The sequence below is a fragment of the Actinomadura sp. KC06 genome, assembly GCF_004348735.1.
Lineage (GTDB): Bacteria > Actinomycetota > Actinomycetes > Streptosporangiales > Streptosporangiaceae > Spirillospora.
This window is the reverse complement of sequence record NZ_SMKT01000040.1, coordinates 16,826-42,549: the sequence shown is the minus strand read 5'-3', so window position 1 is coordinate 42,549 and position 25,724 is coordinate 16,826. Positions and strand designations below refer to the sequence as shown.

Genomic DNA, 25,724 nt, shown 5'->3' with positions numbered 1-25,724 from the left:
TGCGGGACGCGCCGTGCGGGTTCCGCCGTGCGGCCTCCTTTGGGCGGCTTCCTCTGGGCGGCCTACGCCGGGACGGGGATGAAGCGCCAGGCGCCCGAATCCTCGCCGGCCTCGTAGGGCGAGTCGAGGCGCTTGGCGACGACGCCCGGCAGGCCCTGATCGGCGGCGGCGTCGCGGACGGCGTCGCCGTCACCGGGGAACCACGGGGCCGTCTGCCACCGGGGGCCGGAGAGGTCCAGCCCGTCGAGCCGCTCCCGGCGCTCCCGGTACGGGACGTCCAGCAGCGGGTGCCCGTCGAGATGCAGCAGGTCGTAGATCATGTAGATCTCGCGGCCCTCCAGGACGGCCAGCTCGCCGTCCAGCAGCGCGGGCCGGGCGCCCAGCGAGGCGCCGAGCCGGGCGCCCAGCCCGCCGGGCCCGTCGACGGCGCGGCCCCGGTCGTCGGTGAACCGCGTCCGTCCGCCCTCGACGTAGGCGGGCATCCGCTTGCCGCCCCACGCGAACTCGAAGCCCCATGCCTCCTGGTCGCGCGGGAGCCGGGCCCTCTCGACCGGGCGCATCGGCCGCAGCGAGTCGGGCAGCGGCTCGGCGTCGGGGTCGGCGGGCGGGTCCATCCGGTGGATCATCCAGTTCCTGCCGCGCGTCCGGAACAGCACGTACCGGCCGGAGACCCGCGACCCGTGGATCACGATCTTCACCTCGCGCTCGGACCACTTCTCCGTCTCGTACGTCCCGCGATCCCAGATGAACATCTTCCCTGCGCCGTACTCGCCGCGCGGGATCTCGCCCTCGAACGTCGCGTACTCCAGCGGATGGTCCTCGGTGTGGACGGCGAGGTGGTTCGTGTCCGGGCTCCACGGCAGGCCCTTCGGGACGGCCCACGAGACGAGCACGCCGTCGCGTTCGAGCCGCAGGTCCCAGTGCAGGCTGGTCGCGTGGTGCTCCTGGACGACGAACGTGTCGTCGTCGCCGTGCGGCAGCGCCCTCTCGTCCGGGACGGGCTCGGGGGTCCGTCCGGGGTCGCGCTTGCCCCGGTACTCGGCGAGCCGGTCGGCATCGCCGTCCTTCTTCTTCTGTTTCTTCGGGGTCACGCCCGATTCGTACCCGCGATCAGCGGAGGCGCACGGTCAGCGGATCCACACGATCGGCGGAGGCGCACGGTCAGCGGATGAACACGGCGTAGTCGGCGAGGTCGCCGGTGAGGGACGGCGGCAGCCCCGCCACCGCGGACAGCTCCTCGGCGGACACGAACCCGCCCGTCTCGGCCCGCACCCGCTCGATCTTCCCCGCCAGCTCGGGCGTGATGCCGGGCAGCAGCGTGAGCGCCTCCACCGGCGCGTGGTTGACGTCGACGAGCCCGCCGTCGTTGTACTGGCGCTGCAGGTCGGGACGTCCGATCCGCAGCTCCTTGGCCAGGCCCGGGTCGGAGGCGGCCAGCTCCCGCGCCTTGTCGCGCAGCAGCCGCCGCCGCTTGACGCGCTCGACCACCGCCTCGTTGTCGACCGCCGACAGCCCGTGCGGGTCGAACACGCGGCGGCGGATGATGAACGCGTGCGCGCAGCCGACCACGGCGAGGACGAACAGCAGCACCCCGACCGTGCGTTCGGCGCCGTCGTCCTTGCCGATGTCGGGGAGCATGAACAGCATCAGCGTGAACACGCCGATGTAGGCGGCCGTGGAGATCATCAGATGCGCGCTGCGCCGCCACAGCGCCGCCGCCGCGAACGTGAACGGCGTGGCGTAGCCGAGGGTCAGGAAGGGCAGCGCCGCCCACGTCACGCTGAGCGCCGCGCGCCCCGGCGGCATGCTGTCGGACGGAACCCTCGGCTCGTACGGCGCTGGGGCGTTCATCTCTAGAGGGTCTCCCGGCCGGATGTGGGGCGAATCGGACTCTAGATCAAGAGGTCTGTCACGGCAGGGTGAGGATTTCGTGGCCGTCCTCGGTCACCAGCAGCGTGTGCTCGAACTGGGCCGTGCGCTTGCGGTCCTTGGTGACGACCGTCCAGCCGTCCTTCCAGATGTCGTAGTCGTGGGTGCCGAGCGTCAGCATCGGCTCGATCGTGAACGTCATCCCCGGCTCGATGATCGTCGTGGCGCCCGGGTCGTCGTAGTGCGGGACGACCAGCCCCGAATGGAACGTGGTGCCGATCCCGTGGCCGGTGAAGTCGCGGACGACCCCGTACCCGAACCGCTTCGCGTACGACTCGATGACCCGTCCGACCACGTTCAGCGCCCGGCCCGGCCGCACCGCGCGGATGCCGCGCATCGCCGCCTCGTGCGTGCGCTCCACGAGCAGCCGCGACTCCTCGTCCACGTCGCCGCACAGGAACGTCGCGTCGGTGTCGCCGTGCACGCCGCCGATGAACGCGGTGATGTCGACGTTGACGATGTCGCCGTCGCGCAGGACCGTGTCGTCCGGGATGCCGTGGCAGATCACCTCGTTGATCGAGGTGCACAGCGACTTCGGGAAGCCCCGGTACCCGAGCGTGGACGGGTAGGCGCCGTGGTCGAGCAGGAACTCGTGCCCGATCACGTCCAGCTCGTCGGTCGTGACGCCGGGCCGGACGTGCTTGCCGACCTCCTCCAGGGCCTGCGCGGCGATCTTCCCCGCCACCCGCATCCGCTCGATGATCTCGGGCGTCTTGACGTCGGGCTCGCCGGTCTTCGGCCGCTTCTTCCCCACGTACTCCGGCCGCGGAATGCTGGACGGGACCTTGCGCATGGGGGAAACGTGTCCGGGCCGGAGAAGCTGGGTCGTCATAGTGGCGAGTGTAGTCAGCCGGGATCGGGCAACGAATCCCGTGCGCGCACATGATCGAGAGGAGCGCCCATGGCCGCCGACGACGGTGACTGGTGGTTCTGCCTGAAGCACATGAAGGTCGAGCACGGGCCCGGCTGCCCCGGCAAGGACCGCATGGGCCCCTACGAATCCGAGAGCGCCGCGGCGGCCGCCCTCACCCTGGCCCGCGAACGCAACGAGGCATGGCGCCGCGACAACGCCGACGACTAGACCACCGCCGGATCACCTTTCAGGAAACGAACACCGGTGGCGTTAATGTGGTCCATACGGGCTCCGCGCGGGTCTTCCTCGGCGTGGCATTGGGGAATCTCGCCATTCCTCTGATGATCTCCGCGGGTGTCGCCGCCGTCGTCAGCATCTGGCACGGCCTCTTCTTCATCGCCGCGGAGCACGCGGGCACCCTGTCCTGGAGCGTCCAGGCGGCGGCTCTCACGGGATCCGCGGCCATCGCCCTGCTCATCGGCGTGGCCGGTGGAATCAGCGCCGCCCGGCAGGCCGGGCGCTGGCGCCCGGGCGCCGACTGAGCTACGGCGCGCCCACCCGGCTACTCGACGACCGGGCCCGACACCGTGTCCAGGAGCTTGGCGAGGCGGCGGCGGAGACCGCGGGGGCTTCGTGCCGGTTCCTGGCCGGCCGCGGCGCTGACCAGGTGCTGCGCGCCGTCGAACGAGATGATCGACTCGTCCGGCGGGACGGTCAGCGCCTCGTGGGCGAGGCCGCGCAGGTCCTTGTCGCCGCCGTCCAGCGCGAGGACGGTCGCCCCGACGCGGCGGGCGTCGTCCACACGCTCCAGCAGCGGGACGGGCGCCTCCTCCTCGGCGACGACGAACAGCGTCTCGCCGCGCCGCGCCGCCTCCAGCCGCTCCAGCCCGATCCGCAGGTGCGCGGGCGCGTCCGCGGGCGGCTTCCAGCGCACCAGCGTCGGCGCGAGGCCGGGGACGTCCGCGAGGCGGCTCTCGTCGTCCAGGTGCGCGGCCAGGTGCCACGGATCGTCGCCGGGGGTGCCGACGAGCAGCAGCCCGCCCGGCGTCCGGGACGTGACCCGCAGCGCGCGGCCGAACTCCTCGGTCCGCTCCAGCCAGCCCGTCGTCGACAGGACCTCGCGCAACATCACGATCTGCTCGGCGTCCACGGGAACCATGGTGCCCCACGCCACGCGCCGGGCAGGCGGTTTCCGCGATGCGGGGGAGCCCGGGGCGCGCCGCCCGGACGCCCGCCTGGCAGACTCGGCGGCATGACTGAGCAGCAGCGCAAGACGCCCTATGACCTCCCGGACGTGAGCGGCCTGTCGATCGGGATCCTCGGCGGAACCGGGGACCAGGGCAAAGGGCTCGCGCGGCGGTTCGCGCTCGCCGGCCACCGGGTGACGATCGGGTCGCGGAAGGCGGAGCGCGCCCAGGCCGCCGCCGACGACCTCGCCGGGGGACAGGACGCGGGCCTGCCCGTGTCCGGGGCGGAGAACCCGGTGGCCGCCGGAGGATCCGACGTCGTGATCGTCGCGGTGCCCTGGGAGGGGCACAAGGCCACGCTGGAGTCGCTGCGCGCCGAGCTCGCCGGAAAGATCGTCGTGGACTGCGTGAACCCGCTCGGCTTCGAGAAGGGCAAGGGCGCGTTCGCGCTGCCGGTCGAGGAGGGCAGCGCCGCCGAGCAGGCCGCCGCCGTCCTGCCGGACAGCCGCGTCGTCGCCGCGTTCCACCACGTCTCCGCCAAGCTGCTGCTCGACCCCGGCGTGGACGGGATGGAGCTGGACGTCCTCGTCCTCGGCGACGACCGGGAGGCGACCGACCTCGTCCAGGCTCTCGCCGGGCGCATCCCCGGCATGCGCGGCGTCTACGGCGGCAGGCTGCACAACGCCCACCAGATCGAGGCGCTCACCGCGAACCTCATCTCGATCAACCGCCGCTACAAGGCCCACGCCGGCCTCCGGATCACCGACGTCTGATCGCCGTCCGATGAAGAGCGACCCGCGGGCGGTGGCGGCGGTGCGGCCGCCGCGCCTCCTGCTGCCCTCGGTCAGCCGCAGCCCGCTGCGCGCGGTCACGCAGCGGGTCGTCTTCGCGATCGCGCTGCTCCTCGCCGTGGTCGCGGTCGTCTACGCCGACCGCGACGGCTACCGCGACAGCGCCGGCGGGCCCCTCTCGCTGCTGGACGCGTTCTACTACGCCACCGTCACCATCACGACCACCGGTTACGGCGACATCACGCCGGTCAGCGCCACCGCCCGGCTGGTCAACATCGTCTTCGTCACGCCCGTCCGGGTGCTGTTCATCATCGTCCTCGTGGGCACGACCCTCGAGGTGCTCGCCCAGCGCACCCGCGAGGAGTGGCGCCAGGCCCGCTGGAGGAATCGCGTGCGCGACCACATCGTGGTGGCCGGCTACGGCACGAAGGGCCGCAGCGCCATCGAGACGCTGCTCCGCACCGGCGTCGACCGCGACCGGATCGTCGTGGTGGACCCCGACCCGAAGGCCGTCGAGGAGGCGGCCGCCGCCGGGATCGCCGGCATCGTCGGCGACGCGTCCCGCAACGTGGTGCAGCGGCGGGCGGCGGTGCCGCTGGCCAAGGAGATCGTGGTGGCGGCCGACCGGGACGACGCCGCGGTGCTGATCACCCTGACCGCGCGGGAGCTGAACCCGTCCGCCCGGATCCAGGCGGCGGTCCGCGAGTCGGAGAACGCCTCGCTGCTGCGGCAGAGCGGCGCCGACCGGGTCGTGACGTCGTCGGAGGCGGCGGGACGGCTGCTCGGGGTGTCCACCAGCCGCCCGCACGTCGGCGACGTCCTCGCGGACCTGATCGAGCACGGCAGCGGCCTCGACCTGGCCGAGCGGGACGCGCGCCCGGACGAGGCGGGCCGCCCGATCGGCGAGGTCGACGAGCCGGTGCTGGCGGTGGTGCGCGACGACCGCGCGCTCACGTTCGACGACCCGGACTGCTCGCCGATCAGGCCCGGCGACCGGCTGATCGTGGCACGGTCCCTGCCCCGCCTGCGCCCGGGCGGCGCTCACCGCGAAGGGTCGGATTCCTGACATTCCAGGGAGCGGTGCGCGGCCCTGGCGCGTCCGATTACTGGCAAAATGATCGGGTCGGCGACAGGTGGGTGGAGATGAGAGAGATCCGGTCGGCGGACCCGTGGAGCGCGTTCCTGGCCCCGTCCGGGCGGAGCGCGGCGGCGGCGGCCCGGCCCGGCACCGGCGAGTACCGCCGCCCGCCCGGCGATCAGCCCGGGGAGCCCGGGGAGCCCGGCGGGCCCGGTGAGCAGCAGGACGCGGAGGACGTGCGCAGGCGCGTGCTGGCGCAGCTGAGGGCCGCGCAGGGCCCGATGTCGCTGGAGCGGATCCACCACGCGACGAGGCTCGGGCTGCTGGAGGTCGCGAAGGCCGTCGACGCGCTGCGCGCCCGCGGCCTGGTCTCCGTGGAGCGCGAGGTCGACGAGATCGTCAGGCTGACCGAGTCGGACGGCTGACCGAGGAGTGACCGGGGACCGTCGAGCGGAGCTCGTCCGTTGGATGGCGGCGGGTGGGGGGTGGAGGACGGACTGATGATCGGATACCTCGTCGCCGTCTCGCTGAGCTGCCTCGTCGGCATCGCCGAGCTCGTCAGCCGGTACCGGGACCGGCCCACCACGCTGGTCCGGGTGCCGAGCACCTGGGCGTACGTGCTGATCAACGGGGCGGCGGGAGCGGGCTCGCTGCTGGCCCTGCACACGTTCGACTGGCGGTTCGGCGTGCAGTCCCCGGACGTCGTCGCCGCCACGCAGGTGCTGGTCGCGAGCTTCGGCTCGATGATGGTGTTCCGCAGCGCGATCTTCACTGTCCGGGTCGGGGACGAGGACGTCGCGGTCGGGCCTAGCACGCTGCTGACCGCGCTGCTCGCCGCCGCCGACCGCGGCGTCGACCGGATGCAGGCCAAGACCCGCGCGCACGAGGCGGGCGAGATCATGCGTGGAGTGTCGTTCGCCAAGTCGAGGCTCGCGCTGCCGACCTACTGCCTTGGGCTGCTGCAGAACGTGTCCGCCGAGGACCAGGCCGACCTGCGGACCGCCGTGGACGCCCTCGCCGGCAGCGAGATGACCGACGGCCAGATGGCCCTCAACCTCGGCCTGCTGCTCATGAACGTCGCCGGCCCCGACGTGCTGCGGTCGGCGGTCGAGACGCTCCGCGCCGAGATCATGTCGGACGACCCGGACGCGCACCGCGTCCCGCCGCCGAGGGACGGCCAGACCCGCGACGGCCAAGCCCGCGAGGGCGGCGACGCCGCCCTCGCGGATCTGGCCCGCGCCGACCCCGACCGCTGAGGCCCGGGCCGGCGGACGGTCAGCGGTAGCTGTGCTCCGGCGCCGGGTACACGCCGCTCACGACCTCGTCGGCGTAGGTGCGGGCGGCCTCGCCGAGCAGCGTGTTCATGTCCGCGAACTTCTTGACGAACTTCGCCGTGTGCGGGGTGAGCCCGGCCATGTCCTGCCAGACGAGGACCTGCGCGTCCGTCTGGTTGCCGCCGCCGATCCCGATCGTCGGGACCGACAGGGACGACGTGACCCGCGCCGCGAGGTCCTCCGGCACGCATTCGAGGACGACGGAGAACACGCCCGCCGCTTCGAGGGCCTTGGCGTCCGCCATGAGCTCGTCGCCGTCCTGCCCGCGGCCCTGCACCCGGTAGCCGCCGAAGACGTTCACCGACTGGGGGGTGAGGCCGAGATGGCCCATCACCGGGATGCCCGCGGCGACCATCGCCTCGACCTGCGGGAGGATCCGGCGGCCGCCCTCCAGCTTCACCGCGTGCGCGCCGGTCTCCTTGAGGAACCGCGTCGCGGCGGCGAGCGCCTCAGGCACGCCCGTCTGGTACGAGCCGAACGGCAGGTCGGCGACCACCATCGCGCGCTTGGAGCCGCGGACGACGGCCGCGGTGAGGGGGATCAGATCGTCCACGGTGACGGGGATCGTCGAGTCGTAGCCGTACACGACCATCGCGGCGGAGTCGCCGACGAGCAGCACGGGGATGCCGGCCTCGTCGAAGATCCGCGCGGTCATCGCGTCGTAGGCGGTGAGCATCGGCCACTTCTCGCGCCGCTCCTTGGCGGCGGCGATGTCGCGTACGGTCACCCTTCGCCCGCTCGTACCGCCGTACAGTGCGGTCGGCTGTGCTGGGGGTGCGACAGAAGAAGACATGCGAGAGACCTCCGGTCTTGAGGCGCCACGGTGGCGTACCCAGACGGAACCGATCGTGCCACTTCGGAAACGATTCGGGTAGCCCCGCCATTCCCGGAGACCCCCGCCGGAAGGCCCTGCGGGACCGCGCGTGTGGGCCTGGCGGAGGCAGTGTGATGTCTCGAACAGACGCCGGAGCGCCCGGAATGTGGCCGAGGGGGGCATATACCGAAGGGATTTCCCCGTGGTAAGCGTGATCTTCTCCCCTTGAAACGGTGTCATGCCCCATACTGTCGCTGGATAGTGCTGATACGACCGGCTGTCTGGGAGCGCGTCAGGTGAGATCCGTCATGGCGCCGCGAGGCGATGCGCCCGCTACCGATTCCGCGTCCCGGACGCTGGTCCTGGGCATCGACGGTTCCCGGCGGATCGTGCAATGCGGCCCGAACGCAAGGGCCGTCCTCGGCCGTGCCCCCGAGGACCTGATCGGCCATCCCGCCACCGAGCTGGTGGGGGACGACGGCAAGGCCGAACTCGAGGCACTGCTGGAGGCCAACGACGCCGGGCAGGAGCGCAACGGCGTGATCACCGTGCTGCGCGGCGACGGCACGTCCACCGAGGCCGTCATGACCGCGCAGCCCCTGGTCGGCGGCGACTCCGAGGCCGCGCCCGCGACGCTGCTGTTCGTCCGGGTCGCGCTGCCGCCGAGCGAGCGCTACCAGGACCCGGCGCTCATGCGGCGGGCGCTGATGGACGACCAGCTCACCCGGTTCGGCGCGTCCCTCGACCTCGACCAGTCCGCCCGCGGGCTCGTCGACGTCGTCGTCCCGCACTACTGCAACGCCGCGTCGGTGCTGGTGCTGGAGAGCCTGGTCGCGGCCGACGAGGTGCACGCCGAGTCCGGGTCGGCCGTGCTGCGCCGCATCGCGGTGACCTCCGACGACGGGAACGCGGCCTGGACGTCGACGTTCCCCGTCGGCGAGGTGCTGGTGTTCCCCGAGGGGACCCCGTACCGCCAGGTCATGGACACGGCCCGGCCCGTCCACCTGCCGCACATCGACGTGGACGCCGCGTCCGAGATCGGCAAGCTGTGGAAGCGCCGCCCGGCGGGGGAGCTGCTGTCCGGCGTCTCGATGGTGCTGCTGCCGATGATCGCCCGGGACACGCTGCTCGGGTTCATCGCCTGCACCCGCGTCCCCGGCTTCCGCAACTTCGACGCCTACGACGTCGAGATCGGCATGGAGTTCGCCACCCGCGCCGCGATCGTGATCGACAACGCGCGGCTGTTCAGCCGGGAGCGGGCCACCGCCCTCGCGCTGCAGCGCAGCCTGCTGCCGAACCGGCTGTCCGCGCCGTCGTCGGTCGAGGTCAGGCACCGCTACCTGCCCGGCAGCAAGCTCGTCGAGGTCGGCGGCGACTGGTACGAGTCGATCGCGCTGCCCGGCGCCCGCGTCGCCCTGATCGTCGGCGACGTCGCGGGTCACGGCGTCCGCGCTGCCGTCACCATGGGACGGCTCCGCACCGCCCTGCACACGCTCGCGAACCTGGAACTCCCGCCCGCCGACGCCCTGCACGTCATGCACGAGCTGATGATCGAACTCGGCGAGCAGGAACCGCATTTCGCCACCTGCGTGTACGCGGTGTACGACGCGACCACCGGCACGATCGAGATCGCGTCCGCCGGGCACCTGCCGCCGCTGCTCGCCGGCCCGAACGGCGACAACGAGTACCTGCAGGTCCCGCCCGCGCCGCCGCTCGGCGTCGCGGGCGGCGCCGCGATCGAGAGCCGCGAGTTCACCGTCGAGGACGGCAGCCTCTTCGTCATCTACACCGACGGCCTCGTCGAGAACCGGGGCCGCGACATCGACGACGGCCTCGCCCGCCTCCAGACCGTGTTCGGGCCCGACTCCGTCGGCCACTCGATGGAAGATCTGGCGAAGGCCACCCTCGCCGGCGTGTACGCCGACCAGCACCGCGACGACATCGCCGTCCTCATCGCCCGGCTCCGCCGCCTCCCCGAAGACCGCTACGCCTCCTGGACGCTGCCCGCCGACCCCGCCGCCGTCCGCCGCGCCCGCGGCCTCGTCTCCAGCCGCCTGGAGGACTGGGGCCTGGAGGAACTCGGCTACACCACCGAACTCCTGGCCTCGGAACTGATCACCAACGCGCTCCGCTACGCGCCCGGCCCGATCGAGCTGCGCCTCCTCCTGGAACGCACCCTCGTCTGCGAGGTCCTGGACCGGTCCGCCGCGCTGCCCAGGCTCCGCCGCGCCGAGGACGACGACGAGAACGGCCGCGGCCTCCTCGTCGTCAGCCAGCTGGCCCACCGCTGGGGCACCCGCCGCACCGCGGCGGGCAAGGTCGTCTGGTGCGAGCAGATCGTCCCCGGCGTCGACCCGGACGCCTCCGAACAGGTCCCCGGCTGGCCCGGCGAAACCTGGCCCGGCGAGAACCACCACAGAGAGTAATCGGGCGCGCTTACCTCTCGCGCCAGCGGTTGGTGATGGGGAGGCGGCGGTCGCGGCCGAAGTTCTTCGGGGTGATCTTGGGGCCGGGCGGGTATTGGCGGCGTTTGTACTCCGCCAGGTCCACCAGGCGGATGACGCGGTCGACGAGGGCGGCGTCGTGGCCGGCGGCGATCAGGGCGTCGCGGCCCATGTCGCGTTCGACGTAGTCGGTGAGGACGGGGTCGAGGACGGCGTACTCGGGCAGGCTGTCGACGTCGCGCTGGCCGGGCCGGAGTTCGGCCGACGGCTCCTTGACGAGGATCGCCTCGGGGATGGGCTCCTCCGCGAAGCCGTGCAGGAACGGCGTGCTCTTGCCGGCCATCGTGTTGCGCCAGCGGGCCAGCTCCCAGACGGTGAGCTTGAAGACGTCCTTGATGGGGCCGAAACCGCCCGCGGAGTCGCCGTAGAGGGTGGAGTACCCGGTGGCGAGCTCGCTCTTGTTGCCGCCGGTCAGGACGAGGTGGCCGTGCTCGTTCGACAGGCCCATCCAGACGTTCGCGCGGATCCGGGCCTGGAGGTTCTCGGCGGCGATGCCGTGCAGGTCGAGCTGCGCCTCGAACGCCTCCACCATGGGCGCGATGGGGACCGTCCGGGAGTTGACGCCCTGCCGTTTGACGAGCTCCTCGGCGTCGACCACCGAACCCTCGGAGGAGTAGCGGCTCGGGAGGAGGATGGCGTGGACGTTCTCCGGCCCGATCGCGTCGGACGCGATCGTGGCGACGAGCGCCGAGTCGATGCCGCCCGAGAGGCCGAGGACCACCGAGCGGAAGCCGTTCTTGCGGACGTAGTCGCGCGTGCCGAGGACGAGGGCCGCGTACACCTCGGCGAGGTCGTCCAGCGGCTCGGCGACGGTCTGCGGCTCGACCGGGTAGGCGGGCAGCGGGTCGGCGGAGACGACGCGCCGGTCGATGGTGATCGTGGTGCCGTCCAGCGCGTCCACGGGGGTGCCGTGGGCCGGTTCGGGGGACGGGGCGGCGGCGGGCACCGCGAGGTCGGCGACGAGGAGGTGCTCGACGAACTGCGGCGCGCGGGCGAGCGGCGCCCCGTCCGCGCCGACGATGAGGGAGTCGCCGTCGAAGACCAGCTCGTCCTGGCCGCCGACCAGGTTGACGTAGGCGAGCGCGCAGCCGGCCTCGCGGGCGCGGCGGGCGCACAAATCGAGGCGGGTGTCGTCCTTGTCGCGCTCGTACGGGGAGGCGTTGATGGACAGGAGCAGCCCGGCGCCCGCGGCGCCCGCGGCGGTGACCGGGCCGCCGTCCTGCCAGAGGTCCTCGCAGATGGCGGTGGCGACGTCGACGCCGTGGACGCGGACGACGGGCAGCCGGTCGCCGCGCACGAAGATCCGGTACTCGTCGAAGACGCCGTAATTGGGGAGGTGGTGCTTGGCCGAGCGGACCAGGACCTCGCCGCCGTGCAGCCACGCGGCGGCGTCCAGCGGCGCGCCGGCGGGCTGCCCGGGACGGACGAGCCCGACCGTCCGCCGGTCGAGGTAGCCGACGACGACGGGCAGGTCGCCGAGGCCCTCGTCGGCGAGCCGCCGGGCGAGGCGTTCGAGGGCCGTCTGGGACGCCTCGACGAAGGACGCGCGGAGCGCGAGGTCCTCCACCGGGTAGCCGGTCAGCATCATCTCGGGGAAGGCGACCAGGTGCGCGCCCGCGTCGGCGGCGCGCCTGGTCCATTCCACGACTGTGCCGGCGTTGCCGTCGAGGTCGCCGACGGTCGAGTTCACCTGCGCGAGCGCGATCCTGAGCTGTGCCACCCACCAAGGATAAGTCGCCCGGATCAGTTTCGTCACTCTGACGAAAAGGTGGCCTTCAGCACACCGTCGTGGCGGCGCCGGATCGCGGGGGCGAGCGCGAGCAGCGCGGCCGCGGCGGCGAACGCGAGGCCCATGCAGGTCAGCCACAGTGCCGGGCCCCCGCCGAGGGCGAGCAGCTGCGTCCCGCCGAGCGGCGCCAGCAGGAAGCCCCCGGACCACGCCATCCCGTACAGGCCGTTGTAGCGCCCGCGCAGGTGGGCCGGGGCGAGGTCGGCGACGATGGCCTGCAGGACGGTCGCCGCGATGATCTCGCCGAGCGTCCAGACCAGGATCGCCGCGGTGTAGGCGAGGAGCGAGGACACCGGCGCCGTGAGCCCGAACCCGATCCCGACCAGGACGCAGCCCGCCGCCATCACCAGGCTGTGGTCCCGCCGCGCGAGCCACGCGTTGACCAGCGGCTGGACGGTGATGATCACCACCCCGTTGGCGGCGATCGCGATCCCGTAGTCGCGCGGGCCGAGGCCGTCCTCCTTCATCGCCAGCGGCATCGTCGTCATGGCCTGCATGAGGACGAAGACGTACACGAGGCTGATCAGCGCGTAGCCGACCATCACCCGGTCGCGCAGCACCTCGCCGAACCCCTTGACCACGCCCGCGCCGCCGCGCCCGCCGGCGCGGGTCTCCGGGATCGCCCGCCACACCAGCAGCCCGAACCCGGCGCAGGTGAGCGCGTCGATCCAGAACAGCCACAGGAAGCCCTGCTGGGCGAGCACCCCGCCGACCACCATCGCGACCGCCCAGCCCAGGTTGATCGCCCAGAACAGCAGCCCGAACGCGCGCGGGCGGTCCTGCGGGGGGATGATGTCGGCGATCATCGCCTGCGCCGCGGGCCGGTGCATGTCCAGCAGCATGCCGACCAGCAGCGCCGCCGCGACGATCGCGACGATCCCGTGGGCGTAGCCGAGCGCCAGCAGGCTGACGCCGCTGCCGACGGTCGCGAGGGTGAGCGTGGCGCGGCGTCCGATCCGGTCGGCGAGCGCGCCGCCCGCGAGCGTCCCGCAGAGCGAGCCCGCGCCGAGGGTCGCCATCACCACGCCGGCCTCCCCGAGCGACAGGCCGCGGACGGTCGTCAGGTAAAGACCGAGGAAGGGCTGGACCATGGTCCCGAGCCGGTTGAGGAGCGTTCCCGTCCAGAGCGCCCAGAACGCGCGGGGGAGGCCGCCGACCCGGGGACGGAAGAAGGCCGCGAACCTGCCCGACGAGGGGCCGACAGGAGTGTCTTCCAGAGTCGTCACTTTCACGATGGTGACGGCTCCGCGCCCCGGCCGGTAATCCTTTAGCCTGGACTAAATGATCGAGTTCGTGTTCACGCCGGACGACGTGGCGCGGGTCAGGTTCGCGTTCTCCCCGCTGTGGGAGATGGTGCGCAGCCTGCGGGTGCTCGCAGACCCGTCCGGCCACGCGCTGCACCTGCCGTGGGTGCACGCCGCCCGGCCCAGGCTGCGCGGGCTCGACATCGGCCCGCTCCGCGAGGTCGTGGCCGCCGCGGGGTACATTCCCGACTTCCTCACCCCGCCGCCCGCCACCCCGCTGCCCGACCTCGCCGCCGAGCTGGAGACCGTCCGGGCCACGCCGCCCGAGGTCGTCGCCGCCGAGCTGCGCTGGACGGCGCGCGGCAGCCGTCCGACGCCCGCCCGCCACGCGATGGCCGCCGACCCGGAGCGCACCCTGGAAACGCTCGCCGACCTGCTCGGACGGTACTGGGCCGCCGCCATGGAACCGTTCTGGCCGCGCGTCCGCGACCTCCTTGAGGGCGACGTGCTGCGCCGCACCGCCGCGCTCGCCGTCGAGGGCGCCGCCGGGGTGTTCGGCGACCTGCACGAGGCGGTCTCCTGGCGGTCCGGCACCCTCCGCGTCGATCGGCACTGGACGTTCAGCGGCGAGCTGGCCGGACGCGGCCTCATGCTCATCCCGAGCGCCTTCGTATGGCCGAATGTCTCGGTGATGGTGCCGCCCTACCAGGCCATGCTCAGCTACCCGCCGAACGGCGTCGCGACCCTCTGGGAGACGGGGCCTCCGGCCGGGGACCGGAAGGACGCGCTCGCCGCGCTCATCGGCCGCCGCCGCGCCGAGCTGCTCACCGCCCTCGCGACGCCCGCGTCGACGACGGAGCTGGCACGGCGGATGGGCGTGACGGCCGGGGCGGTCAGCCAGCACCTCGGCGTCCTGCGCGCCTGCGGCCTCGTCACCGGGCACCGCCTGGGCCGCCGCGTCCTCTACGTCCGCACCCCGGCCGGCGACGCCCTCGCCCAAGGCTGAGCCGCACCCCAACGACCCGCCAGCGCCGGCCGTCAGCGCCGGCCGTCAGGGCGGGCCGTCAGGGTGGACCGTCAGGGCGAGACGGAGCGATGCAGTGACCGCATCGCGTGTCCCGGCGCCGGAGGCAATCCAGGGCCATGGGAAGAGCGGAACTCGATGTAGCGACCGGATTCGGCCAGCCAGTCGATGTGGGCGCGCGGGGTGTCCAGCAGGACCTTGACGACCCGCGCGGCGGCGGCGCGCTGCGCCACGGTGAGCTCCAGCCGGTCGAGCATCTCGGGGAGGCTGCGGGCGGCCCGCCAGGCGTCCTCGATCCGGTCGGCGATCTTCTCGGCGACCATGCCGGCGATCCGGCCGGCGGACCGCGCCGGGTCCAGCCCGTGCGCGCGGGCGAGCACGGCGGGCAGGGCGTGGACGTCGCCGCGCGCCGACTCCAGCTCGTGCGACGCCACGTCGTTCGACCAGGCCACGACGTCGGCGACGCTGTGCGCGAGCGTCTTCCACCGCGGCGTCCGCAGCAGCCGCGCGGGCAGCTCGACGCCGAGGACGGGCTCGACCAGGTCGTACAGGAACGGTCCACACGCGCGGCGGCGCAGCGGCGCGTACTGCGCCTCGGTCGGGACGTGCCTGATCCGGCGGTTGACCGACTCCTCCGCGCAGCCGTCCCGGTGCGCCTCCAGCTGCAGCATGAAGCGGCGGCGCCATTCGCGGCTCATGCCGGCAGCGGTGGACTGCCACAGCTCCACCAGCGCCGCCTCCAGCGCCCGGGCGCCCGGCCGGGCGTGCCCGCGCCGCATCGCGCGCAGCAGGTCGTCGTACATCGCGTGGACGGCGCTGCCGCTGTCGGCGAGCGGCGGCTGGTCCAGCGTGTCGTCCAGCGCGAGGGTCCAGGTCAGCCAGCGGGCGAACAGCTCGACCGCGGCGAGGTCGGCGGACGGGAACACGCGGGCGGCGAGCCGCTCGCAGCGGGCCCGGCCGAGCGGCGAGGTGTCCGGATCTCCGAGCACCAGCCCGCGGCCGCGCGCCCAGGTCTCCACCTGCGCGCCCAGCCGCCACGACTCAGGATGCATCGCCGACGGGGACGCCAGCGCGGTCACCCGGTCGGTCATCGAGAGAAGAAGAGAGATGTCCACGACCCCGCCCACGCTAATGATCACTTCACCGGACGGGCATGATCGCCACGTCAATTTTCGGGAAACGGATATGCGGGGACGGTCACGGGCGGACCCGCCGCACGGCGTGGCATAGTTCGACGATCGCGCAAAACGCTCCCACAGGAGGCAAACGTGTCCAGACGAACCACGCGTTGGGCACTGGGCGCCGGGCTGGCGGCCCTGGCGCTGACGGCGACGGCGTGCGGCGGCGACGAGGGCGCCACCGTGCAGGGCGTGAAGCTCATCGAGAAGGGCGCGCTGACGTCCTGCACGCACCTGCCCTACCCGCCGTTCCAGTTCGAGGACAAGAAGACGGGCAAGGTCGTCGGCTTCGACGTGGACATCATCGACCTCGTCGCCAAGAAGCTCGGCGTCACCCAGAAGATCGTCGACACCCCGTTCGAGACGATGAAGACGGGGTCGGCCCTGAACGCCGGCAAATGCGACATCCAGATGGGCGGGATGACCATCAAGCCGGACCGCGTGAAGTTCATGGACGTCTCCACCCCCTACTTCGACGCGACCCAGTCGCTGATGGCGAAGAAGGGCAGCGGGATCACCTCGCTGGACGACGTCAAGTCCAAGAAGCTCAAGCTCGGCTCCCAGGCGGGCACGACGGGCGAGGACTTCGTCCGCGGCAAGGGCCTCGACCCGCGCTCGTTCGACAACTCCACCGCCGAGCTGGACGGGCTGCGCACCGGCCAGGTGGACGTGATCGTCCAGGACGACCCGGTCGTCCGGGGCTGGCTGAAGGACCCGGCGAACTCGGCGTACGAGGTCGTCGCGAACCTGAACACGGGCGAGCAGTACGGCATGTGGATGCGCAAGGGCCACAACCCCGAGCTGGTGAAGATGACCAACGACGTGATCGCGCAGGCGAAGTCGGACGGCACCTACAAGCGCATCTATGAGAAGTGGATCGGCCCGATGCCCCCGGCGGCGGGCGGCAGCGGATCGTGACGGCGGAGCCTATGAAGACGGCGGCGCCGGGCGGCATGTCCCGGCGCCGCCGCCGGCAGCTCTCGCTCGGCGGGCAGTACGGGCTGTTCATCGTCGTCGTCGTGCTGGCGATCGTGCTGGCCGACTGGGGCACGCTGCAGCACAACTTCGCCAACTGGGAGGTCGCCAAGGGCCTTTTCCCCGAGGTGATCACGGTCGGTCTGCGCAACACCGCCGTCTACACCGCGGTCGGGTTCGGGCTCGGCCTCGGCGGCGGGCTGCTGATCGCGCTGATGCGGCTGTCGTCCGTCCCGCCGTACCGGGCGTTCGCGACCGCCTACATCGAGATCTTCCGCGGCCTGCCGCTGCTGCTGATCTTCATCTTCGTGGGGGTGGGCGTGCCGCTGGCGTTCCCCGGCACGAACATCCCCGGCGGCGCGGTGGGCCAGGCGGGCCTCTCCCTGGGCCTCGCCGCCGCCGCGTACATGGCCGAGACGATCCGGGCCGGGATCGTCGCCGTGCCGAAGGGCCAGATGGAGGCGGCGCGGTCGCTCGGCATGTCCTATCCCCGGGCGATGTGGTCGATCATCATCCCGCAGGCGTTCCGGATCATCATCCCGCCGCTCACCAACCAGCTGGTGCTGCTCTGCAAGGACTCCTCGCTCGTGCTGTTCCTCGGCATCACGCTGGAGGAGCGGGAGCTCACCAAGTTCGGCCGCGACCTGGCGGGGCAGGTCGGCAACACCACCCCGATCATCGTGGCCGGCATCTGCTATCTGCTCATCACGATCCCGCTGAGCCTGCTGGCCCGGCGGCTGGAGGCGCGGCAGCGGGAGGCCCGATGACCAGCTTGGACAAGAAGGCCGGGGAGCCGGACGGGCACGGCGCGATCGAGATCAGCGGGCTGCGCAAGTCGTTCGGGACGAACGAGGTGCTGCGCGGCATCGACTTCCGCGTCGAGCCGGGCGAGGTCGTCTGCGTGATCGGCCCGTCCGGGTCGGGCAAGTCGACGCTGCTGCGCTGCGTCAACCTGCTGGAGGAGCCGACGTCCGGGACGGTCCGGGTCGTCGGCGCGGACGTCACCGACCCCGACGTCGACATCGACGCCGTCCGCCGCCGCATCGGCATGGTGTTCCAGTCGTTCAACCTGTTCCCGCATCTCACGGCCCTCGGCAACGTCATGATCGCGCAGCGGAAGGTGCTGAAGCGGGACAAGTCGGAGGCCGAGCGGATCGCGCGGGAGAACCTGGAGCGCGTCGGGCTCGCCGACAAGATCGGCTCCTATCCGGCGCAGCTGTCGGGCGGGCAGCAGCAGCGCGTCGCGATCGCGCGGGCGCTGGCGATGGGGCCCGAGGTGATGCTGTTCGACGAGCCGACGTCCGCGCTGGACCCGGAGCTGGTCGGCGACGTCCTCGGCGTCATGCGCGGGCTGGCGGAGCAGGGGATGACCATGCTCGTCGTCACCCACGAGATGAGCTTCGCCCGCGAGGTCGCCGACCGGGTCGTGTTCATGGACGCCGGCGCGGTCGTCGAGGAGGGCCCGCCCGCGCGGGTGATCGACGACCCGTCCCACGAGCGGACGCGGACGTTCCTGTCCCGCGTCCTCGATCCGGCGGCGGCACGGGTCGGAGAGGGCGAATAAGTCGGATATCTTCCGGTCAGCGGGAACGTTCTGATGGAACGTGCGCGCGTAACGTCGCGGTAACAGCGGCGCGGCATACTTCCACGTAGGACGTAGCGGCAGGCAGTACCGAGGGAGTGGGACTTGGACCGTCAGCAGGAGTTCGTGCTGCGCACGCTGGAGGAGCGCGACATCCGCTTCATCCGGCTGTGGTTCACCGACGTGCTCGGGTTCCTGAAGTCGGTGGCCGTCGCCCCCGCCGAGCTGGAGGGCGCCTTCGGCGAGGGGATCGGCTTCGACGGGTCGGCGATCGAGGGCTTCGCCCGCGTGTACGAGGCCGACATGATCGCCAAGCCGGACCCGTCCACGTTCCAGGTGCTGCCCTGGCGGTCGGAGTCGCCCGGCGTGGGCCGCATGTTCTGCGACATCCTCATGCCGGACGGGACGCCGAGCTTCGCCGACCCCCGCTATGTCCTCAAGCGGGCGCTGGCCAGGGCCGCCGACCTCGGCTTCACCTTCTACACCCACCCCGAGATCGAGTTCTTCCTGCTCAACGACAAGCCGGAGGACGGCCGCGAGCCCGAGCCGGCGGACGCGGGCGGCTACTTCGACCACACCCCGCACAGCGCCGCGCACGACTTCCGCCGCAACGCGATCACGATGCTGGAGGCGATGGGCATCTCGGTGGAGTTCAGCCACCACGAGGGCGCCCCCGGCCAGCAGGAGATCGACCTGCGGTACGCCGACGCGCTCACCACCGCCGACAACATCATGACGTTCCGGCTGGTGATGAAGGAGGTCGCGCTGGAGCAGGGCGTGCACGCGTCCTTCATGCCGAAGCCGTTCACCGAGCACCCCGGGTCCGGCATGCACACGCACATGTCGCTGTTCGAGGGCGACCGCAACGCGTTCTACGAGCCGGGCGCGGAGTACAAGCTGTCCAAGGTCGGGCGGGCGTTCATCGCCGGGCTGCTGCGCCACTCGTCGGAGATCACGGCGGTGTGCAACCAGTTCGTCAACTCCTACAAGCGGCTGTGGGGCAACGTCGGGTCCGCGGCCGGGGCCGGGGGAGAGGCGCCGTCCTACATCTGCTGGGGGCACAACAACCGGTCGGCGCTCGTCCGCGTCCCGATGTACAAGCCGCACAAGGGCCACTCGACCCGCATCGAGTTCCGGTCGCTGGACACGGCGGCGAACCCCTACCTGTCGTTCGCGGCGATCCTCGGCGCTGGGCTGAAGGGCATCGAAGAGGGCTACGAGCTGCCGCCGGGCGCCGAGGACGACGTGTGGGCCCTCACCGTCGCCGAGCGGCGCGCCCTCGGCATCGAGCCGCTCCCGCAGGACCTGGACGAGGCGATCCACGCGATGGAGCGCAGCGAGCTGGTGGCCGACATCCTGGGGGAGCACGTCTTCGACTTCTTCCTGCGGAACAAACGGCAGGAATGGGAGGACTACCGGCGCCAGGTGACCGAGTTCGAGCGGAAGCGCCTTCTCGCCGTCCTCTGACCAGGGGAGCCGGATTACGGTGGACCCGTGACCGAGTCCCGCACTCCCGAGCGCCGCTCGTCCCTCGCCGGGCGCCTGGCGCGGCTCGGCTTCACCGACGCCGCCCGCGCCGAGCGGCTCCTGCTGGACGCGGAGTCGGGCGCCGGCATCCGGCCCGGCGACGATCTTCTCGACGCCCTCGGCGGCACCGCCGACCCCGATCTCGCGCTGGACGGGCTGCTCCGGCTGCTGCCGTCCGCCGACGGGAAGGGAGTCGGCGGCGAGCTGCGGGAGGCCCTCGCCGGGGAGCCCGGGACGCGGGAGCGGATCACGGCCGTCCTCGGGGTGAGCGCCGCGCTGGGCGATCACCTCGTCCGGCATCCGGAGCATTGGCGGGTCCTGCGCGACGATCAGGACGCCCCGGCCGGGCATCCCCGCGAGGATCTGCTGGCCGCCGTCGGCGCCGATCCGGGCGACGGGGAGCCCGTGGCGTCCGGGTCCTGTCAGGAGACGCTCGTCGCGCTGCGCGTCGCGTATCGAAGGCGGCTCTTGGCGCTGGCGGGACGCGACCTGACCGGCCTTGCGGACATCGCCGTCGTGGCCGCCGAGCTGGCCGATCTCGCCGCCGCCGCGCTGGAGGCGGGCCTCGCGATCGCGCGCGCCGACGTCCCCGAGCACTCGACATGCCGTCTCGCCGTGATCGGCATGGGCAAGTGCGGCGGCCGCGAGCTGAACTACGTCAGCGACGTCGACGTGATCTTTGTGGCGGAGGCGCGCGAGGGAGAGCCCGAGCAGGCGGCGCTGCGCACCGCGACGCGCCTGGCTTCGGCGATGATGCGGGCCTGCTCGTCCAGCACCGAAGAGGGCGCGTTGTGGGAGGTGGACGCGGCGCTCCGCCCGGAGGGCAAGGCGGGCCCGCTGGTGCGGACCCTCGCCAGCCACCGCGCCTACTACGAGCGCTGGGCCAAGACCTGGGAGTTCCAGGCGCTGCTGAAGGCCCGTCCGGTCGCGGGCGACGCGGAGCTCGGCGCCCGCTACATCGACATGATCGCCCCGATCGTGTGGGACGCGGCCGAGGGGGAGAGCTTCGTCGAGGACGTCCAGGCGATGCGCCGCCGCGTCGAGGCCGACCTGAACCAGCGCACCGCCGACTCGGAACGGCAGCTCAAGCTCGGCCCCGGCGGGCTCCGGGACGTGGAGTTCTCGGTGCAGCTGCTGCAGCTCGTCCATGGCCGGTCCGACGAGACGCTCCGCGCCCGCGCCACCCTCGACGCGCTCGACGACCTGTCGCGGGGCGGCTACGTCGGACGCGACGACGCGTCGGCACTGTCGTCGGCGTACCGGTTCCTGCGGCGCGTGGAGCATCTCGTCCAGCTTCACCGGCTGCGGCGGACGCATCTCGTCCCGGACGACGAGGACGGCCTGCGCCGCCTCGGCCGCGCCCTCGGCCTGCGCCCCGACCCGGTCAAGGAGTTCACCGCGCTCTGGCGGCGGCACGCCCGCGAGGTCCGCCGCATCCACGAGAAGCTGTTCTACCGGCCGCTGCTGCTGGCCGTGGCGCGGCTGCCCGGCGAGGAGGCGCGGCTCACCCCGGCCGCTGCGGGGGCCCGGCTGGAGGCGCTCGGCTTCGCCGACCCGGCGGGCGCGCTCCGCCACATCGAGGCGCTCACCTCCGGTGTGTCGCGGCGCGCCGCGATCCAGCGGACGCTGCTGCCGGTCATGCTCGGCTGGTTCGCCGACGCCCCCGACCCGGACGCGGGCCTGCTCGGGTTCCGGCAGGTCAGCGACGCGCTCGGCACCACCCCCTGGTACCTGCGGCTGCTGCGGGACGAGGTGACCATCGCCGAGCGGATGGCGTGGATCCTCGGCTCCAGCCGCTACGCCACCGACCTGCTGCTGCGCGCCCCGGAGGCGGTCGCGCTGCTGGGCTCCGACGCCGGGCTGTCCCCGCGCCCGTTCGGGACGGTGCGCGCGGAGGCCCTAGCCGTCGTCCGCCGCCACTGGGACTCCCGCGGGGCGCCCGCGGGCTCCGGCGGGCCTGCGGGCTCTGGCCCCGGGTCTGCGGGCTCCGGGGGGTCTGCGGGGTCTGGCGGGGCAGCGGGGTCTGCCGGGACAGCAGGGTCTGCCGGGACAGCGGGGTCTGCGGCGGAGGAGGCGGTCGCGGCGGTGCGGGCGCAGCGCCGCCGGGAGCTGTTCCGGGTGTCGGTCGCCGACCTGCTCGGCCTCGTGGACGTCCGGACGGTCGGGGAGGCCCTCACCGACATCGCCGCCGTCACCGTCGAGGCCGCGCTCCAGGCCGCCGTCAACAAGTTCGAGACCGGTTCAGGGGAGCCGCTTCCGACACGGCTGGCGGTCGTCGCGATGGGCCGGTTCGGCGGGCACGAGCTCGGCTACGGCAGCGACGCCGACGTCATGTTCGTCCACGACCCGGAGCCCGGCGCGGACGAGCGGGCCGCGGGACGCGCCGCGCACGCCGTCGCCGAGGAGCTGCGCCGCCTGCTCTCCCTCCCCGCGCCCGACCCGCCGCTGGAGATCGACCCGAACCTGCGTCCCGAGGGGCGGCAGGGGCCGCTCGTCCGGACGCTGGCGTCCTACGCCGCCTACTACGCCCGCTGGTCGGAGCCCTGGGAGGCGCAGGCGCTGCTGCGCGCCGACCCGCTGATCGGCGACCAGGGGCTGCGCGACCGGTTCCGCGCCCTGATCGACCCGGTCCGGTGGCCGGACGGCGGCATCGACGACGACGCCGTCCGGCAGATCCGGCGGCTGAAGGCGCGGATGGAGTCCGAACGGCTCCCGCGCGGTGTCGACCGGCGGCTGCACACCAAGCTAGGCCCCGGCGGGCTCGCGGACGTGGAATGGGTCGCGCAGCTCCTCCAGCTCCGGCACGCCCACGAGGTCCCCGGCCTGCGCACGACCCGGACCCTGGACGCGCTCGACGCGGCGGTCGAGGCCCGGCTGCTGGACGCCGAGGACGCCGCCGTCCTGACCGAGGCGTGGTGCCTCGCCACCCGCATCCGCGGCTCGATCATGCTGGTCCGGGGCCGCGCGTCCGACCTGCTGCCCAGCGATCATCACCGGGAGCGCACGGCCGTCGCCCGCGTCCTCGGCTATCCCGGGACCGGCGATCTCCTGGAGGACTACCGCCGCCACGCCCGCCGTGCCCGCACGGTCGTCGACCGGGTCTTCTACGGCGCGGACTAGCGAACTTGCGGACTGGGCGAGGCTGCGGGCCCGCGGGCTAAGCGGGCTGCGATGTACGACCAGAGTTGTACGAGGAGCGCGTGGCTCCACTGGCGGCGGTGACGCCGGCGGCCGCGCTGGGGACGTGGCCGGGGGACGGTTCGCCGGCGCCCCGGCGGACGCGGCTCGCGATGCCGTGCGCGATGCGGGCCCGCATCATGATGATCGGTTCGGGATGCCTGACGTAGAGGACCCAGGACAGCCACGCCGCGCCGCCGACCAGGGCGAACCCGGCCACCGCGTCCAGCACGTAGTGGTTGGCGGTGGAGAGGATCACGTACACGGTCGTGACGGGGTAGAGCGCGCCGAGCGCCTTGGCCCATTTCTGCGTGGCGAGCTTGACCACGACGATCCCGACCCACAGCGACCATCCCGCGTGCATGGACGGCATCGCCGCGTACTGGTTGGTGAGCGTCCCGGACGCGTCGCTGGCGTACAGGCCGAGCGAGTGCAGCGCGGTCACCGGGTCGACGAAGCCCTCGCTGTGCAGGAACCGCGGCGGGGCCAGCGGGTACAGCCAGAAGCCGATCAGCGCCATGCCGGTGGCGATCATGATCGAGGTGCGGAGCCACCGGTAGTGTTCCGGCCGGTAGCGGTACAGCCAGACGACGACGCCGAGCGTCACGATGAAATGCATCGTGGCGTAGAAGATGTTCGCGGCGCGTGCCAGCCAGGGCACCGACAGCAACGTCTGGTTGAGATGAAGCTCAACGTCCAGCCCCAGGTAGCGCTCTACGCCGAGGATCTGGTCGGCGTGGGCGAAGGCGGGCCCCGTGCCGTCCTGAACCAGGACGATGCGCGTCAGCGTATAGCCGGTATAGAAGAGGACGACCAGAAGAAGCTCACGCCACACCGGAGGAGCGGTGAGCACCCGTCGCCGCTTCGTCGCGGCCGCTGCTTTGGGGGGCGGTTGAGCCATGGTATCCATCTTTGCCGCACGGCCCCCTAATTGAGATCACCGCGACGAATGGTCTTCATCTCAGACTTGAGTAGTACGACCCTGATGCGGTATCCGGACTTTCGGGGGATGGGCCCCGGGGACGCCTCCCCCTCCCGGCTCCCCCCGTGTGGAGCCTGTGGAGTTGATCAGGAGTCAGCATAGGAGGCCCGGGGTAGATCAGGGTCGCCCCCCGCGACACGAACGGGGGGACGAATGGCCCGCTTTAGGGCGATACCTGGCATTGCGGTAGTCGGTGCCACCGCGTTGGCCGCTTCTGGTCTGGCGTACGCCTCAGGAAGTACACATGCCGCCGGAAGTACGCGTAAGGGCCATGCGGCAGTGATGAGCATATCGGCCGCGGGCGTCCGTCCGCCCGAATGGAAGCGATGCACGGGCCTCCCGTCGCCGCCCCCGGGAACCGCGCCGCCCCCCACCGGGTTCCGCTGCGCGACGGTCAGGGTGCCGCTCGACCATGCCAGGCCGTCCGGCGAGAAGATCGGCATCGCGCTGATCAAGGTTCCGGCCACCGAGCCGCGGCGCCGCATCGGCTCGCTCGTGTTCAACTTCGGCGGCCCCGGCGGCGAGGGCGTCGGCGCGCTCGCGCAGGCCGCGGGGCAGTACTCCGACCTCGGCGCCCGCTACGACCTGGTCGGGTTCGACCCGCGCGGCGTCGGGCGGAGCGCCCCGGTGACGTGCGCCGGAGCCCGGCAGCTGGACGAGATCACCGCCCGGGACGACAGCCCCGACACCCCCGCCGAAGAGAAGGCGTACATCGGGGGCCGCGCAGCCTACGTCAAGCAGTGCCAGGCGCGGTCGGGCAGGCTGCTGCCGCATGTCGGCACGCTGAACGCCGCCCGCGACCTGGACATGATCCGCGTCGCGCTCGGCGACGAGAAGCTGCACTACTTCGGCATTTCCTACGGCACCTGGCTCGGCGGCGCGTACGCGCACCGGTTCCCCGGCCGGGTCGGACGTGCCGTCCTCGACGCCGCCGTCGACACCAAGATCGGCAGCAGGGACCTCGCGCTGCAGCAGGCCGCGGGGTTCCAGCGCGCCCTCGGCGCCTTCGGGGCCGCCTGCGCCCGGCTGGGCCCGAAGGCGTGCCCGCTGGGCAACGACGGCCCGTCCGTCGTGAGGTCCACGGCACGGATCCTCGCCGGGCTCGACCGCAGGCCGCTGAAGACGTCCGGCGGCCGCGAACTCACCCAGAGCCTCGGCACGACCGGCGTCGCCGCCGCCCTCTACTCCCGCGACGCCTGGCCGTACCTCGCGCAGGGGCTCGTCGACGCCGTCAAACGCCGCGACGGCTCGCTGCTGCTCGCGCTCGCCGACGTCCTGAACGGCCGCAGGCAGGACGGGACGTACAGCAACCTGTCAGCCGCCAACACCGCGATCACCTGCGCGGACGGCACCGACCGCCACACCCCGGCCGACGTCCGGCGGCTCCTTCCCGCGTTCCGGGACGCCTCGCCGATCTTCGGGACGTCCATGGCATGGGCCCTGCTGCAATGCACCGGCTGGCCGGTGAAGGGCGACGACGCGGCCCGTGAGGTGTCCGCCCCGTCCGCCGCGCCGATCCTCGTCGTCGGCAATACCGGCGACCCGGCCACCCCGTACGCGTGGGCGCCCGCGCTGACGAGGGCCCTGGGCGGACGGGCGACGCTCCTCACCCTCCAGGGGGAGGGCCACGGCGCCTACGACACCGGCGACCTGTGCGTCCGCGCGAGGGTGAACGCCTACCTCCTCGACGGGGCCGTCCCGCCCGCCGGAACCACCTGCGCCTAGCCGTCGTCCGCACGAGACGGCTCGCTTTTTG

23 protein-coding genes are annotated in these 25,724 nt (G+C 72.6%); 14 read left to right on the top strand and 9 right to left on the bottom strand.

Features of this window, described 5'->3' with window-relative positions; all coding sequences use genetic code 11:
• Positions 1-62: 62 nt before the first annotated feature.
• From E1287_RS15490 to map, 3 genes are all read right to left on the bottom strand, one after another.
• Complete coding sequence (locus E1287_RS15490) at positions 63-1,091, bottom strand: DNA polymerase ligase N-terminal domain-containing protein (protein WP_131965635.1); 1,029 nt, start codon at positions 1,089-1,091, stop codon at positions 63-65.
• 70 nt (positions 1,092-1,161) lie between these two features.
• The gene (locus E1287_RS15485) at positions 1,162-1,851 is read right to left on the bottom strand and encodes a helix-hairpin-helix domain-containing protein (RefSeq protein WP_131965634.1); all 690 of its coding nucleotides are present in this window, start codon (positions 1,849-1,851) and stop codon (positions 1,162-1,164) included.
• A 58-nt stretch (positions 1,852-1,909) separates the two neighbouring features.
• The gene (gene map, locus E1287_RS15480; protein ID WP_131965633.1) at positions 1,910-2,761 is read right to left on the bottom strand and encodes a type I methionyl aminopeptidase; all 852 of its coding nucleotides are present in this window, start codon (positions 2,759-2,761) and stop codon (positions 1,910-1,912) included.
• Between the two features lie 69 nt (positions 2,762-2,830).
• Here map and E1287_RS15475 point away from each other — a divergent pair, with 69 nt between their 5' ends.
• Together E1287_RS15475 and E1287_RS15470 are read left to right on the top strand one after the other, a co-directional pair.
• Complete coding sequence (locus tag E1287_RS15475) at positions 2,831-3,010, top strand: hypothetical protein (protein ID WP_131965632.1); 180 nt, start codon at positions 2,831-2,833, stop codon at positions 3,008-3,010.
• A 113-nt stretch (positions 3,011-3,123) separates the two neighbouring features.
• Positions 3,124-3,324: a hypothetical protein gene (locus E1287_RS15470; protein ID WP_131965631.1), complete on the top strand. Its 201-nt coding sequence runs from the start codon at positions 3,124-3,126 to the stop codon at positions 3,322-3,324.
• 20 nt (positions 3,325-3,344) lie between these two features.
• Here the strand turns inward: E1287_RS15470 and E1287_RS15465 are convergent, their stop codons facing one another.
• Entirely contained in the window at positions 3,345-3,941 is a 597-nt protein-coding gene (locus tag E1287_RS15465) for a hypothetical protein (protein ID WP_131965630.1), read from the bottom strand.
• Between the two features lie 93 nt (positions 3,942-4,034).
• Here E1287_RS15465 and npdG point away from each other — a divergent pair, with 93 nt between their 5' ends.
• The 4 genes from npdG (at position 4,035) to E1287_RS15445 (ending at position 7,094) form a co-directional block, all read left to right on the top strand.
• A complete protein-coding gene (gene npdG / locus E1287_RS15460) occupies positions 4,035-4,742 on the top strand; it encodes an NADPH-dependent F420 reductase (protein ID WP_131965629.1) in 708 nt (235 codons plus the stop codon).
• Between the two features lie 10 nt (positions 4,743-4,752).
• Positions 4,753-5,826 (top strand): potassium channel family protein, encoded by a 1,074-nt coding sequence (locus E1287_RS15455; RefSeq protein WP_131965628.1) that lies wholly within the window; start codon positions 4,753-4,755, stop codon positions 5,824-5,826.
• 77 nt (positions 5,827-5,903) lie between these two features.
• Positions 5,904-6,263: a hypothetical protein gene (locus E1287_RS15450; protein WP_131965627.1), complete on the top strand. Its 360-nt coding sequence runs from the start codon at positions 5,904-5,906 to the stop codon at positions 6,261-6,263.
• A gap of 75 nt (positions 6,264-6,338) precedes the next feature.
• A complete protein-coding gene (locus E1287_RS15445) occupies positions 6,339-7,094 on the top strand; it encodes a hypothetical protein (protein WP_243719047.1) in 756 nt (251 codons plus the stop codon).
• A 19-nt stretch (positions 7,095-7,113) separates the two neighbouring features.
• Here the strand turns inward: E1287_RS15445 and panB are convergent, their stop codons facing one another.
• Positions 7,114-7,965 (bottom strand): 3-methyl-2-oxobutanoate hydroxymethyltransferase, encoded by an 852-nt coding sequence (gene panB, locus E1287_RS15440; protein WP_131965626.1) that lies wholly within the window; start codon positions 7,963-7,965, stop codon positions 7,114-7,116.
• Positions 7,966-8,294: 329 nt separating this feature from the next.
• Here panB and E1287_RS15435 point away from each other — a divergent pair, with 329 nt between their 5' ends.
• A complete protein-coding gene (locus tag E1287_RS15435; protein WP_131965625.1) occupies positions 8,295-10,412 on the top strand; it encodes a SpoIIE family protein phosphatase in 2,118 nt (705 codons plus the stop codon).
• A gap of 10 nt (positions 10,413-10,422) precedes the next feature.
• On the opposite strand, the gene E1287_RS15430 is transcribed toward E1287_RS15435, so the two are convergent.
• On the bottom strand, positions 10,423-12,210 hold the full coding sequence (locus E1287_RS15430) for an NAD+ synthase (protein ID WP_131965624.1): 1,788 nt from the start codon (positions 12,208-12,210) through the stop codon (positions 10,423-10,425).
• A 32-nt stretch (positions 12,211-12,242) separates the two neighbouring features.
• The gene (locus E1287_RS15425; RefSeq protein ID WP_347813976.1) at positions 12,243-13,505 is read right to left on the bottom strand and encodes an MFS transporter; all 1,263 of its coding nucleotides are present in this window, start codon (positions 13,503-13,505) and stop codon (positions 12,243-12,245) included.
• 55 nt (positions 13,506-13,560) lie between these two features.
• Between E1287_RS15425 and E1287_RS15420 the strand changes: the two genes are divergently transcribed.
• Complete coding sequence (locus E1287_RS15420) at positions 13,561-14,529, top strand: DUF5937 family protein (protein ID WP_131965623.1); 969 nt, start codon at positions 13,561-13,563, stop codon at positions 14,527-14,529.
• A gap of 71 nt (positions 14,530-14,600) precedes the next feature.
• On the opposite strand, the gene E1287_RS15415 is transcribed toward E1287_RS15420, so the two are convergent.
• Complete coding sequence (locus E1287_RS15415; protein ID WP_207934231.1) at positions 14,601-15,638, bottom strand: terpene synthase family protein; 1,038 nt, start codon at positions 15,636-15,638, stop codon at positions 14,601-14,603.
• Between the two features lie 177 nt (positions 15,639-15,815).
• Between E1287_RS15415 and E1287_RS15410 the strand changes: the two genes are divergently transcribed.
• The 5 genes from E1287_RS15410 (at position 15,816) to E1287_RS45640 (ending at position 22,929) form a co-directional block, all read left to right on the top strand.
• Positions 15,816-16,643 carry a transporter substrate-binding domain-containing protein gene (locus E1287_RS15410; RefSeq protein ID WP_131965622.1) on the top strand — a complete coding sequence of 276 codons (828 nt, stop codon included), beginning with the start codon at positions 15,816-15,818 and terminating at the stop codon, positions 16,641-16,643.
• Between the two features lie 11 nt (positions 16,644-16,654).
• Positions 16,655-17,467, top strand: coding sequence for an amino acid ABC transporter permease (locus E1287_RS15405; protein WP_131965621.1), 813 nt, complete (start codon positions 16,655-16,657; stop codon positions 17,465-17,467).
• Positions 17,464-18,264, top strand: coding sequence for an amino acid ABC transporter ATP-binding protein (locus tag E1287_RS15400; RefSeq protein ID WP_165969017.1), 801 nt, complete (start codon positions 17,464-17,466; stop codon positions 18,262-18,264). Before E1287_RS15405 ends, E1287_RS15400 begins: the two co-directional genes overlap by 4 nt.
• 123 nt (positions 18,265-18,387) lie before the next feature.
• Entirely contained in the window at positions 18,388-19,749 is a 1,362-nt protein-coding gene (gene glnA / locus E1287_RS15395; RefSeq protein WP_131965620.1) for a type I glutamate--ammonia ligase, read from the top strand.
• Between the two features lie 27 nt (positions 19,750-19,776).
• The gene (locus E1287_RS45640; RefSeq protein ID WP_131965619.1) at positions 19,777-22,929 is read left to right on the top strand and encodes a bifunctional [glutamine synthetase] adenylyltransferase/[glutamine synthetase]-adenylyl-L-tyrosine phosphorylase; all 3,153 of its coding nucleotides are present in this window, start codon (positions 19,777-19,779) and stop codon (positions 22,927-22,929) included.
• Positions 22,930-22,966: 37 nt separating this feature from the next.
• Here the strand turns inward: E1287_RS45640 and E1287_RS15385 are convergent, their stop codons facing one another.
• Entirely contained in the window at positions 22,967-23,887 is a 921-nt protein-coding gene (locus E1287_RS15385) for a phosphatase PAP2 family protein (protein WP_243719046.1), read from the bottom strand.
• Between the two features lie 363 nt (positions 23,888-24,250).
• Here E1287_RS15385 and E1287_RS15380 point away from each other — a divergent pair, with 363 nt between their 5' ends.
• Positions 24,251-25,693: an alpha/beta hydrolase gene (locus E1287_RS15380; RefSeq protein ID WP_165969016.1), complete on the top strand. Its 1,443-nt coding sequence runs from the start codon at positions 24,251-24,253 to the stop codon at positions 25,691-25,693.
• Positions 25,694-25,724: the final 31 nt, after the last annotated feature.